At 62.8% G+C, this 11,709-nt stretch carries 13 protein-coding genes; 4 read left to right on the top strand and 9 right to left on the bottom strand.

The window, feature by feature from the left end; all coding sequences use genetic code 11:
• The first annotated feature begins 715 nt into the window (after positions 1-715).
• Complete coding sequence (locus ACPJW8_RS08195; protein WP_306971417.1) at positions 716-1,576, top strand: alpha/beta fold hydrolase; 861 nt, start codon at positions 716-718, stop codon at positions 1,574-1,576.
• 260 nt (positions 1,577-1,836) lie between these two features.
• On the opposite strand, the gene lgt is transcribed toward ACPJW8_RS08195, so the two are convergent.
• Positions 1,837-2,763, bottom strand: coding sequence for a prolipoprotein diacylglyceryl transferase (gene lgt, locus ACPJW8_RS08190; protein ID WP_306971416.1), 927 nt, complete (start codon positions 2,761-2,763; stop codon positions 1,837-1,839).
• Positions 2,764-2,820: 57 nt separating this feature from the next.
• Positions 2,821-3,246, bottom strand: coding sequence for a response regulator transcription factor (locus ACPJW8_RS08185; protein ID WP_306971415.1), 426 nt, complete (start codon positions 3,244-3,246; stop codon positions 2,821-2,823).
• A 445-nt stretch (positions 3,247-3,691) separates the two neighbouring features.
• Between ACPJW8_RS08185 and ACPJW8_RS08180 the strand changes: the two genes are divergently transcribed.
• Both ACPJW8_RS08180 and ACPJW8_RS08175 read left to right on the top strand, forming a co-directional pair.
• Positions 3,692-3,976, top strand: coding sequence for a hypothetical protein (locus tag ACPJW8_RS08180; RefSeq protein WP_330189288.1), 285 nt, complete (start codon positions 3,692-3,694; stop codon positions 3,974-3,976).
• 637 nt (positions 3,977-4,613) lie between these two features.
• Positions 4,614-4,997: an STAS/SEC14 domain-containing protein gene (locus tag ACPJW8_RS08175; protein ID WP_306971413.1), complete on the top strand. Its 384-nt coding sequence runs from the start codon at positions 4,614-4,616 to the stop codon at positions 4,995-4,997.
• Positions 4,998-5,256: 259 nt separating this feature from the next.
• Here ACPJW8_RS08175 and ACPJW8_RS08170 read toward each other — a convergent pair whose 3' ends face one another.
• The 5 genes from ACPJW8_RS08170 to ACPJW8_RS08150 are packed head-to-tail and all read right to left on the bottom strand — an operon-like array spanning position 5,257 to position 8,255.
• On the bottom strand, positions 5,257-5,718 hold the full coding sequence (locus ACPJW8_RS08170; protein ID WP_306971412.1) for a DUF4383 domain-containing protein: 462 nt from the start codon (positions 5,716-5,718) through the stop codon (positions 5,257-5,259).
• Positions 5,655-6,356, bottom strand: a complete 702-nt coding sequence (locus tag ACPJW8_RS08165) for a MarR family transcriptional regulator (protein ID WP_373462222.1) — start codon at positions 6,354-6,356, stop codon at positions 5,655-5,657. Before ACPJW8_RS08165 ends, ACPJW8_RS08170 begins: the two co-directional genes overlap by 64 nt.
• Positions 6,353-7,048, bottom strand: coding sequence for a DUF3618 domain-containing protein (locus ACPJW8_RS08160; RefSeq protein ID WP_306971411.1), 696 nt, complete (start codon positions 7,046-7,048; stop codon positions 6,353-6,355). The genes ACPJW8_RS08165 and ACPJW8_RS08160 overlap by 4 nt, the downstream gene beginning before the upstream one ends.
• Positions 7,045-7,476, bottom strand: coding sequence for a phage holin family protein (locus ACPJW8_RS08155; RefSeq protein ID WP_306971410.1), 432 nt, complete (start codon positions 7,474-7,476; stop codon positions 7,045-7,047). Before ACPJW8_RS08155 ends, ACPJW8_RS08160 begins: the two co-directional genes overlap by 4 nt.
• Positions 7,473-8,255, bottom strand: a complete 783-nt coding sequence (locus tag ACPJW8_RS08150; RefSeq protein ID WP_373462221.1) for a hypothetical protein — start codon at positions 8,253-8,255, stop codon at positions 7,473-7,475. The genes ACPJW8_RS08155 and ACPJW8_RS08150 overlap by 4 nt, the downstream gene beginning before the upstream one ends.
• Positions 8,256-9,209: 954 nt before the next feature.
• On the opposite strand from ACPJW8_RS08150, the gene ACPJW8_RS08145 reads away from it, so the two are divergent.
• The gene (locus ACPJW8_RS08145; protein ID WP_306971409.1) at positions 9,210-9,554 is read left to right on the top strand and encodes a DUF6176 family protein; all 345 of its coding nucleotides are present in this window, start codon (positions 9,210-9,212) and stop codon (positions 9,552-9,554) included.
• A 528-nt stretch (positions 9,555-10,082) separates the two neighbouring features.
• Here ACPJW8_RS08145 and ACPJW8_RS08140 read toward each other — a convergent pair.
• The gene (locus tag ACPJW8_RS08140) at positions 10,083-11,336 is read right to left on the bottom strand and encodes an APC family permease (RefSeq protein WP_094180404.1); all 1,254 of its coding nucleotides are present in this window, start codon (positions 11,334-11,336) and stop codon (positions 10,083-10,085) included.
• A complete protein-coding gene (locus ACPJW8_RS08135; RefSeq protein WP_094180403.1) occupies positions 11,329-11,649 on the bottom strand; it encodes a PadR family transcriptional regulator in 321 nt (106 codons plus the stop codon). Before ACPJW8_RS08135 ends, ACPJW8_RS08140 begins: the two co-directional genes overlap by 8 nt.
• Between the last annotated feature and the right edge of the window lie 60 nt (positions 11,650-11,709).

The raw sequence follows: 11,709 nt of genomic DNA, 5'->3' as shown, positions 1-11,709 counted from the left end.
GACGGTCGCCGTTGAACGTCAGGATTAGGACAAGGTAGTCCGCGCTTCCTGCCGGGGGCAATGGGGTTTTCGGGACGAAGAGCCAATAGGGAGTTGAGGGTTTAATTGCTCTTTGAACCTGTCGACAAAGACCCGGTTTTGAGGCTGCTGCTCCGGTGCGACGGTCACACGAACTCCTCCTGCCCCAGCCCTAAGTTGAGAAAGGGCGCCGTGTAATCCACCGCACTGCACAGATCCTGCCTGCAAGATCCATTGCTCGACCGGAGTTGGCAGGAGCGTTACGGTCCCGGTGCCCGCAGCCGCTGGTGTTCATCACATATGCGGAAAGCAGGGTGACGCTCGGGCCGGGATGGCTGCCGGTGCAAACGCCCTTCAGCAGTAAACGTCCGCGGCGACAAACGGAAAAACGGGCTGCTGGCCAGCTGAAGCGTGACCGCCGTCAGCGAAAACGTCGGGGACGTGACAGGTGAGCAAAGAACCCAATGTGGTCTGCACAACGCCCCTGGCGTCCGGCAGGGCAGAGGAAGGTTCTACTCCTCCGGTCACAAGGGCATAACGTGTCTTTGGCCAAGGCTTGCGATCAGGTCACGAGCGTTGACGGGGGCCGCAGCACGTTCCTACTGTGGTGGGTCTAGAAGCTGCGACCTTGGCACAGGCAGCAGGGCCCGTCACCAGGACAGACCATGGTGGGCGACTCAACCGAAAGACATACATCATGTACGCGGAAACAAAAGAAACCGCCGTCACCAAGGACAAAAGTCCCACACCAGCCACAGCCGAAACCGGCGGGCTTCCGCCCCTGACGGTCAGAACCATCAGTGCAGGGTCTGTGTCCTCGCGTGTGTTCTCCCTGGCCGGCCCTTCGGACACGCCGGGGCCGGTGTTCGTACTTTTGCACGGTATAGGGGCCTCCCACCGCTATTACCGCCGGCTCCAGGCTGTCCTTGCCCGCCACGGAGACACCCACGCCATCGACCTGCCCGGTTTCGGCGCTACCACCACACCCGACCAGCGTATGTCCGTCGCGGGATACGGGGGTGTCATCGCGGGGGTACTCGAGGCGATCGGCACTGGCCCGGTCGTGGTCATCGGACACTCAATGGGCACCCAGTTCGCCACCGAGCTGGCGGTTCAGCGTCCCGACCTGGTCTCGAATGTCGTTCTGCTCGGCCCGGTCGTGGATCCTGCACGCCGTACCGTCCTCCAGCAGGCCATGGCACTGGGCCTTGACTCCCTGAGGGAAAGTCCGCGAGGCAATGCCATCGTGTTCAGCGACTACATCCGCTCCGGACTGCGCTGGTACCTCACCGAACTGCGCGTCATGATGTCCTACCCCCTGGAAGCCCGCCTGGGCCACGTCACCCGGCCCGTACTCGTTGTCCGGGGATCGAAAGACCCCATCGCGCCCCGACAATGGTGCCAACAATTGGCGGACATCCCGGGCCAAGGCCAATTCCTCGAAATCGCCGGACAACCGCACATGGTTCAACACGGTGCACCCGACCGAACAGCAGCGGCCATACTCGCCGCGGCAACCATTCAGGACAGCTACGGTCCTCTCGTCCCGGTGCAGTGATCTCCGCTTTCTACGAAGTGCACGCCGGCCACCGCAGAAACCCCGGCCCTGCAGAGGACCATGAACATCCGGAATCGAAGAGCAACACGCAACGAGGCTCAGAATGGAACATGGTTTGTCCTCGCCGCTGGGCGAAACCTTGACAGGGGCCGAACAGAAGGGTCGGTTGCCGGTATGAGTGCGCTTCGAACCGCCTTCGACCTCAAGTTTGCCCGGACGTCCCCCAAACGTGGCACGGGCAGGGGCGGTGAGTCCCGAGCTCAGGGTTCACCCCGCCGTTCCGAAGGCTCGCCATCCTGTGGAGCCTTGACGGCGTCTATGGCAGCGGTGCTCCCGGCCGTCGCTTTGGACCGTGGCCGGGATCTGAGGAACAGGAAGAGTCCGAGGCCGGCAAGAAAGAGCAGAGCGGATACCCAGGTGTTCACCCTTAGCCCCAGGATCGTGTTGGCGTAGTCAGAGCGCATCAGCTCGAAGGCAAAGCGGCCGGCGGTGTAGAAGACAATGTAAAGGGCAAACACCGAGCCGGCACCGAGAGTGTACCGGCGGTCCAGGAACATCAGCAGCAGCGCGGCGGCCACGCACCACAAGGATTCGTAGAGGAACGTTGGCTGGAAGTATCCGAGGATCTCCGGTGTGCCGTCACCGGCGGTGACTGCCTGGCCGGTGGCGGGGTTCATGGCGTGGATCTGAAGTTTCCACGGCACATCCGTCGGTGCCCCGTAGAGCTCGTTATTGAACCAGTTGCCCCAGCGTCCGAGCCCTTGGGCGAGGAGCAGCCCTGGGGCGGCGGCGTCCGCGAACGCTGCCAGGCTGGCCCCGGTCCGCCGTGCCCCGATGGCGGCCCCGACAAGGCCGAGGGCGACCGCGCCCCAGATCCCGAGCCCGCCTTCCCAGATCCGGAAAGCCCCCCAAGAATCCTTGCCGGGCCCAAAATACAGCTGGTTGTCGGTGATGACGTGGTAGAGCCTGCCGCCGATGATGCCGAACGGAACCGCCCACATGATGATGTCCAGGGCCTGGGCTGTTGTGCCGCCCCTGGCCCGAAGGCGGCGGGCTGTCAGCCAGGTGCCGAGGACGATGCCTGCCAGGATGCAGAGCGCGTAGAAGCGTACTGTCAGCGGTCCGAGCTCCAAGGCGCTGACCGTGGGCGAGGGTATGAACAAACCCGGCAGTACTGAAGTTCGCAACAAACCCGTCCCTTTATCTAGGTGAAAGGGACATTGTGCCCTTTTCGATGGTAGGCGCTACGGCAGCGGATCGCCGACCTCGGGTAGGTTCTGGTCTTGGGCTGCTGGCAGGGCAAGTCTTTCCTGAATGTGGGCCAGTAAGGTCTTGGGCCGGAACGGCTTGGTCATCACCGCGTCCGCCCCGGCCGTCATCAGCATCCCTGACATATTGACATGGCCGGTGAGTATGAGGATGTACACGTCACTGAAGCTTCTGATCCGGCGGATCACTTCAAGACCATCGATGTCAGGAAGACCGTAATCCAAAAGCACGGCAGCCGGGCTGTGATGATTCACCGCCGATACCCCGCCTACTCCTGTTCGCTCCAGGAAGACGGTAAGTCCTGTCCCGCCCAGTACCCCCTGGATCAGGCGGCCAATGTCTTCGTCGTCTTCAATCACTATGAGCGTCCGCGCACCCGGCATCACAAGGATCTCCTTCAAGCGGTCCCAACAACCGCCCCCTTGAGCCGAACTGTACCAAGAGCACCGCGCACCCCGATATAAGTCCAATCGCCCCCACCTCAGCACCGGCCCAGCAGGTCCCACTCCCAACCCCCACACCGCACATCAGGTTGGCGCCAACCCTTACTGACGTCTGCAAGCCTGACCACGGGCCGAACTCCCTCGCTTACCGACTTGGCTTTACCTGCTCGACGCATCGTTGGGGTCATGGAACGTAGTCGGCCTCCGGGCCGCCCGCGTGCTCTTGCCGAAGACAACTTTCTGTGCGCGCCGGTGGTGTAGTCGAGTTAGGGTTCCGCGAGAGAGCGCGGGCCTATCCCCCGCTGTTTTGTGACGGGTCCCGATGTCCCTGGCTATGCCGGCATGAGATGAGCCTGCGAAGGCTGGGATGAGATGCTGTTGGAAAGCAATAGTGCTGGACCGGATGCGTAAATTGCTGCCCCTTGGGGGCATTTGCCGCTTGTGGGACGTCGTCTACGATTTCGACCCGGCGGAGGCGACAGAACAAATTGAAGCCTGGTGTTCCCAGGGCGGTACCAGCGTCGATGGCCAGTGGAGCCGTGATGAGTTTGAAGAGCACGTAAGAGATGAGCACTCGACGTTCCGGTGGCTCCTTGAGCCCATGATCCAACGCGCTGGCTTCAACATTGTCGAAGCTCAGTACAGGGCAGAAACTTTCGACGCAAAATACCTGCTGCGCGCTATTTAGACCGGCCTGGCCACTATATATAGGTCGGCAAAATTTATAGGGAGCGTCCCTCCTGGCCATGCTCCTGGCGGATTCTCGGAGTACCCCTTGGGCCTAACAGCGCGCCATATTTTGGGGTTGTTCCTGCCTGGCCTTGTTTTGGGGCTGGCTGATAGCGAATCATGTGCAGTGGTGGTGTATTACTCGCTGGAGAGGTTCCTTCTAGCCTTCATCGGGGGCTCCGCCAAGGGGGCTGGCTCCTGGTCTCAGGAATTTCAGGAGCCAGCCCACCTCTCGGCCCGCATGCTGGTCGGTTGACCCTTGGGATCGGCGGAGGCCGCTGGTACACAGCGGCCTGCCCCCAGCGGCGAACGACCTGCACTGGGTGCTAACTTCCGCTCTGCTACAGAAGTGGCCGCACAATGCCACAACCACGCCTGCCTGTGGCAGGAGTGGTTACATGTTTACTTCTGCTCTTCAAGATTGGTCATGATTTGTCCAAGGATCAACGAAACTTTTGAGCCGCCTGGGCGAAGACTTATTTGGGTCCCGGCCGGCCTGATGAATAAAGCGCCCGCCCTGCGGGGAATCAGTGCCGGCGGTGCCGCATGGGCTAGGGTCGTACGTTGGGGACGGCAACTAACGTGGCAGGGACCCTATGCGCAGTATTGAGATCACGGACAAAGGCGCTCTTGAACTCGCAGACGGATTCCTCCGGCTGCGCTGGAGAGCAGGCCACACCATTGGAGTGGACGAGGCTCATGGGGCTGCCGCTGCCGTAGGCGTGCTCAGCCAGGGAATCAGCTTTCCGATGCTCATACACGTTGGACGGGTGAACTTCACCCCTCCCGCCCGAAAAGTAGTTCTGCCCCCGGGAACCGTTTCACGCATCGCGCTGCTGGGTTCCTCTCCCGTGGATTATGTCCTCGCCCTTTTCGTTCTGCGGGTAAGCCCGTTGCCGTGCCCCGTCGCGTACTTCACCTCGTCAAGGAAGGCCATGGCTTGGCTTCGCCGCGACCCGGACCTGACTAAGGGCGGGTAAGTCCTGATGGCCCACGGACGGCCGGTTCCTACCAGAGGCGACTGACGGGACTGGTTCGCAGGGCGCCCCGTCCATCCCCGGGTGCAGTGGCCAAAAAGCCCCGTGCTCCGCCCTCCAGGGACGGGGGGCAGAGCATGCATGGGCAGTTTCACTGTTCAGGGCCCTTCGGTGCGGCACCCGAGCTCGTCTCGGTGGCCTTCAAGCCTGAGCTGGTCTGAGGGGTTGGTGCGGCCGTCGTTGAATCTGATGTGATCGCTGGTTAGCGGCTCGTAGAACCGGCGGTGCGTGTGGTGTTGCGGGAGAGCAGGATGGCCAGGGCAATCATGGCGATGCCGAGGATCAGGTGCAGCCAGTTATCGGCACTGTTGACGGGGACGAAGTTGGCGGGAGTGTCGTGGCCGACGATGGTTCCGTAGAGCCAGAGGATGAGGTATACGACGCCGCCGTAGAGCAGGTAGTTCCTGGCCTGGCCGTTGGTGCGGGACATCAGGATTCCCGCGACGCCGAAGAGCAGGTGAACAATGTTATGCAGGATCGAGACCTGGAAAACCCCCAACAGGAGCGCTTCGGAGCCGTGCCCGGCGAAGGAAAGGGCGTCGTAGTTGCTGGTGATGCCCGGGATGAAGCCGAGGACTCCGACGAGCAGGAAGACGGCCCCTACTGCCTGGGCTGCTCTTTGGAGGGTGGTTTTGGGGCCGGTAGCCCGGTTTGTTGTCGCCATATGCTTGCTCCTGCTTCGTTGAAATGTGTCTTTACCGGATTTTGCCGGTGGCCGGATCCGCGTGCGGGTCGTGCTTGCCGGACTGCGTCCGCGTGCCGGGTGAGGGTGCTTTGCTCGGCATTTCTGAGGTAGCCGATGTGTTGTTCCAGCTGCCGGCGGAACAACGCCTCATCAGTCGCTGCAGCTTCCGGCCCATTACGCACGAGCTCTTCAGCGGCGGAAAGGACCTCCCGTCCTGCCCTGGTGAGGCGAACGTCAGCGCTGCGGCCGTCCCTGCCGGGCTCTCTGGTCAGAAACCCGAGTTTCTGCAGCCGCCGCAGCACCTTGCCCAGGCTTTGCCGGCTCACGCAGAGCATGTCCGCGAGGTCCGATGCGGTGGCCGGTTCAAGTGAAGCCGCAGCGTCCAGGGCGTCCAGCGATCCTGTAGTCAGCCCGAGACGGGCCAACCGGCGGTTGAGCCTTCGCTCATAAAGCCTGGCCGCGATGCTGACCAGCCGGTGGGTGGCCCACTGGTCCGGAACCGGGCCGGGCTCTGACTTCAGCCGTGGCCCGCCGGCAACGGGTAATTGCTGGTCGGGGTCCTGCGGCCTCCCCGCTGGGCCGCGGGGAGGCTTTGTGGCCCTGTCCCGGGCGCTCACGTGCTCTGGACGGTGTCCTTGGCGTCTGCAGCGCGGTCTTTGACGTCAGTAACGGCGCCTTGGCCTTCGGCCTTGACGTTCTGGACGGCGTCGGCGGCGCTGGCCTTGACGCTTTCCATCGCTTCCTGGGCCGGTTCCTTCAAATCCTCGACCATGTCTTTGGCCGCGTCGGTCAGCTTTGTACCCAGCGGCTGAGCGGCCGTTTTGAGCTGATCCGCTGCCTGCCGCTCCTTGGTGCTGGCCGGGATCAGGGACGAGAGCAGCATCCCGGCGCCGAACGCGATCAAACCGGCGGCCATCGGGTTCCCTTGGGCCTTGGACTTCACCTGACCCGGGGCTGCCGAGATCGCGTCACCGGCATCGGAAAGTTTGGCTGTAACGCCCTGCCCGGCACCATGCAGGGAATCGCCCGTGCTGTGCAGGGCGTTCCCGGCATGGCCGGTGCCCGAGGAGACCTTGTGCTGAACCGTGGACACCGTATCTCCCACAGCGGATGTGGCGGAATCTGCTACTCCCATGACTTTGTCCTTGACTCCGGCGACGGCGTCCTTGACGCTGCCCTTGACCTTGTCGGTCTGGCGCTGGACGACGTGGGCCGGGGTGACCTTGTGGGCGAGGGCGTCCACGTTCGTGCCCAGGCGTTCGCGGGTTTCTTCTATTTCTGCACGGATTGCATCCGGGTTTTCGCTCATCGGGTTACCTCACCTGGTTTTAGGGTTTCGGGAATTTCAGAAAGTGTTTCGCTGGTCTGGGGCATGCCCTTGATTTGCTGAAGTTCCTTGCGGCCCTTCGAGGCGAGGACCGCGGCGATGATGCCCCAGATCACGGCGACAATCACGGCGGCCCAGCCCAGTGGCATCAGGGCGCCCAGGGCGAACATGAGTGCCAGGGACAGGAACAACAGCACGAAATGCCCGGCGACGCAGGCGCCGGCGAGCATGCCGCCGCCCTTGCCTGCCTTCGTAGCGGACTGCTTTGCTTCTGCCTTCGCAAGCTCCACTTCCTGGCGCATCAGTGTGGACAGGTCGCGGGTCACCTCGCCCAGCAGGTCACCCAGCGAGGTGTTGTCCGCCTTTAAATGGGCTTCGCTCGGAGGCGGCTCCGGAATCTGGCTGCTCACAGGTGGCGTCCTTCCCTCGACTGGTAAAGGTCATCCTCGAGCCGCAGCGGAGTGTCCTCCGCACTGCCCGAGGGCAGTGATGAGGTGGAAACCGGAGCGCCTCCGCCTATGACGGGCTCATCATGGAAAGCGGCGGGGCTGCCTGCGCCAAAAGCCGTATTTTGCCCGACCGGAGCTACCTGCGGGGACGGGCCCGCGCCTTGGGTCGCGGAGGTCACTGCGGTGAGGCCGCGGGTGAGGCGGCCGGCAAGCATGCCCGCCCCTGCTGCCAGCAGCAGGAATGTGCCCGGCTTACGGCGGGCGAAGGACTGCACGTCACCCAGAAGTGCTGCCGGGTCCTTCCCTTCAATCCAGGAAGCTACCGCCGAGGTCCGGTCAGCGGCCTGCCGGATCAGGTCACTGGCGACACCCTTCTGCTCGGGGGCATCGGCCATGGTCTGCAGCTGGCTGGAGATCGTCCGGATTCCTTCGGCGGCCTTCTGCTGCTGTGTGCCAGCCTGGCTGGAAAACCCTGACTTGGCTTGGGACAGCACATCTTTGGCGCTGGACTTGGCCTCGGAGGCGACGTTGGCGACTTCTTCCTTCGCGGTCTGGGCAACGCCCCGTGCTGCCGAGACTGCCTGGCCCGCCACGTGGGAAGCTTCTTCTTTCGCGGCTTCCTTCTTGGAATCGGATCCGCCGTCGGCAGCCGGCGCCGCGGCCTCGGTTGTTCCGATAGACGTCTCCGGATCCTGCGCGGAGGGTCCGGAGACGTTGGTCCACTGATTTTCCGTCATCATGCTCTCTTTCCATCGTGGTCAGCTGCTGTAGACGAACCAGCACTCCCCGCAATAGTAAGCATGTTTACTAATAAATAGTAAGTACCCTTACTATGTGATGGAAATTAATGCCTGTCACCGGATTGCCGCCCTGATCCAGCCCCCCATTGAAGGCGTACCAACTCCGCCGCAACCCTGCCGAACAGATCGAACACGGCATCCAACTGCTGCGGGCGGCTCTGCCCAAGGGGTTGCAGGAGCGCCACCGGGACTTCTTTCAAAGAAGCAGTGGTGTTGGGCTGCAGTGGAACTGAAAACCGTAGGCGCCGCATCGGCGGTTCCGGCGAGGGCGGTCAGGACATGCTGGGCTGTGAGCCAGTCTTTCGTCGGGCGCGGGTTTGGCCGCGGGGGCCACCCGATGGGCATTCATACCACCAGCCGGTTCTCCGCCGGGCTTTCGAATACGCCGAATCCATCCCCCGGATCATCCTCATCGACAAGCAGTTGACCGACTAACTATCGGTCATGGAGCAGGCGTCCAGATGCCCGAACCGAAATCGAGGATTCTTCGAATAAAACCCCTGGTGAGTAAGTCGCAGCAGGGTTCAAACGCGTCAAGGGCACGGGATATTGCTGTCCCTGAAGCCAGGTAGGAAAATAGCCGACAGCCCGACACAGCGCCGACAACAGCGCATATGTCCGCCGGGTCCGAGCAGAACATCCTTTCCATCCTTCAGCGCTTCAGCTCCGACAGCAGGAAAACGAAAAGAGGGGTCGCATCCGCAGTTCCGTCGTGCACCTCCTGGGTCCCCGAGCGATCCTCCCGCGGTCCCCGGCAGAATGCCTTTCCCCGCCAAAGATGATGGCGTTCAAGGGGGGCCCGCTCTGGTCGTCATTCTTGGCCAGTACTACCATTTGCTTGTTGCAGGCTGGGGGTAGCGCCTTCTCTGACACTAGTGAAACGAGGAAGCAGTCATGGAATGTATGACATGGTTCGCGCCCATCCTTCCCGGCAAGCTTGAGGCTTTCAAGGAATTGGTTGCTGAGACCCAGGGGCCTCGGATGGAAGAGTACAAGCAGGCCCGGCAGCGAATGGGAATCGCCAGGGAAGTCGTAAGCCATATGGCCACGCCTCAAGGCGATTTCGCCTGCATTTTCCAGGAAGGAAAGGACCTCGGCAAAGCGTTCCAAATGGCCGCTACCTCCGATGATCCCTTCGATGCATGGTTCCGTAGCAGGATCACAGAGATTCACGGTATTACCCCAGAAATGCTCCAAGGACCACTTCCTGCCACGTTATACGTGAACTATCGGGTGTGAGTGATCAGCTGCTCATGAGGAAGCCACTGGTGCCGGCAGTCCCGGGACGGTTGCTGCGGCCCTGGCGTGCACGCGGGGGCCGGTCGTCGCCTTCCGCGAAGCAGGAGGTGAACTGACCTCCGCCCTGGTGTCGCTTCTGCTCTCCCGTGGCTTTCAAGGGTTAGGTAACTAACGAATCGCCTGCTGCAACGGAGGGCAACAAAGGGACGCTAGGGAGCCCTGGTGGTCACCTCATCCACCTAACCCTTCCAATAGGGACAATCGAAGCCGAAGCGGAGAGCCCCAAGCCACGAACCGGCCACATCCAATGCCGGTAGCGCACCCGTGACGTGTCAGGTTGAGCACCGAGACCGGTGGCGACGGACGTCAACGAATGCCAATGCCACTTGCTACCCTGTCCAATGGTTCATTCAATTTTCCGCGTGCGCGCGGAGGCGCTTATGGCAGATCTACTCCGCGCTCAGCACCCCCTGAGTATGTCAACTATTTTTGGCCCCGTTAGGGCGGCCATATCCGGCCCCGTCCGGGTCAGGATTTTCTGCTTAGCCTGACCAGGCGCAGGATGATTCCTGCCGCGAACATGAGGATGCCGAGCACCACAGACAGCGGCGGGAGGGTGGTAACTAGGGCAACGCATGCCACGGCGCCAAGTACTTGCAGTGCTTTGGGATAACGGCGGTCCGTGTCCGGCTGCGTGAAAGCGGCGATGTTGGCGACCAGGTAGTAGATCAGCACGCCGAACGAGGAGAAACCGATCGCGCCTCGCAGGTCGGCGACGGAGATGATCGCGCAGATCACCACGGCCAGGGTGGTCTCGGCCCGGTGGGGAACTTTGTAGCGGGGGTGGACGGCGGAGAGCCAGTGCGGAAGGTCGTGTTCGCGGGCCATGGCCAGGCTGGTTCGTCCCAGCCCGGCAATGAGGGCCAGCAGGGCGCCCAGTGCCGCGACAGCTGCTCCTGCCCGGACTACGGGGCCAGCCCATGACATCGACCCGGCTTCTACCGCGGCGGCGAGGGGTGTGGGGTTGGTTGCCACTCCTTCGGGGCCGATGGTCGCCAGGAGGGTGACGGCAATGACGGCGTAGACGATGATGGTGATGCCCAGGGCGATACCGATAGCGCGGGGGATGGTGCGTTTGGGGTCACGGACTTCTTCGCCCATGGTCGCGATTCTGGCGTAGCCGGCGAAGGCGAAGAACAACAGCCCCGCGGATTGCAGGATCCCGTACCAGCCGTGAGCCAGCAGCCCGTCCCCGAGAATCCTTGCCGGGTCCGGGGAGGAGCCTCCCCAGCAGGCCGCAACGGCGATCGCGAGGGCTGCCAGCACGGCGACGACGAGGATGCGGGTCAGCCCGGCTGTCCTTGTTACGCCGTGGTAGTTCACGGCGGCGAGAACGATCACGGCGGCGATGGCCACGGGACGTTCCCACCCTGCCGGGGCGGCGTAGGCGGCGAAGGTCATGGCCATGGCCGCGGCGCTGGCGGTTTTGCCGATCACGAATCCCCACCCTGCCAGGAATCCGGACCAGGGACCGAGCCGTTCACGGCCGTAGACGTAGGTTCCGCCTGAGGTCGGGTAGACGGCGGCGAGCTGGGAGGAGGATGTGGCGTTGCAGAACGCCACGAAGGCCGCGACGACCAGACCAACCAGCAGGCCGGACCCTGCCGCGGCCGCTGCAGGGGTGAATGCCGCGAACACACCGGCGCCGATCATCGAGCCAAGACCGATGACGGACGCGTCGAATGTTCCCAACCGGCGGGCCAGGGCCTGAGGGTTACTCATACGGGTTCTCCTTCGGGGACGTGGGGAGGACTTCGGCGGCGAGTTCAGCAATGGACCTGCGGCCTTCAGCCAGGGCGTCAAGGCCTGCTGTCGTAGCCCGGTAGACGCGGCGGGGCCTGCCGCCGACTACTTCCTGGCGGGAGACCAGCAGGCCGTCCTGCTCCATCCGGTGCAGTGTCGGATACAGGGTTCCGGGAGAAATGGAATACCCGTGGTTGGCCAGCTCTTCGGACATCCAGGCGCCGTGGATGTCTTCCTCGGCGGCGTGGTGGAGGATGTGGAGTCGCACGGCTGCACGCATCAATTCACGCATCGCACTCCCAATGTCGAATACAGATATCGAAATCCGATATCTGGTCTGGGTTCTACGATA

Origin of the sequence: Pseudarthrobacter sp. J47, assembly GCF_049810315.1 — a bacterium.
Classification (GTDB): Bacteria; Actinomycetota; Actinomycetes; order Actinomycetales; family Micrococcaceae; genus Arthrobacter.
The sequence above is the reverse complement of the archived record's forward strand: the minus strand, read 5'-3'. Positions and strand labels throughout refer to the sequence as shown.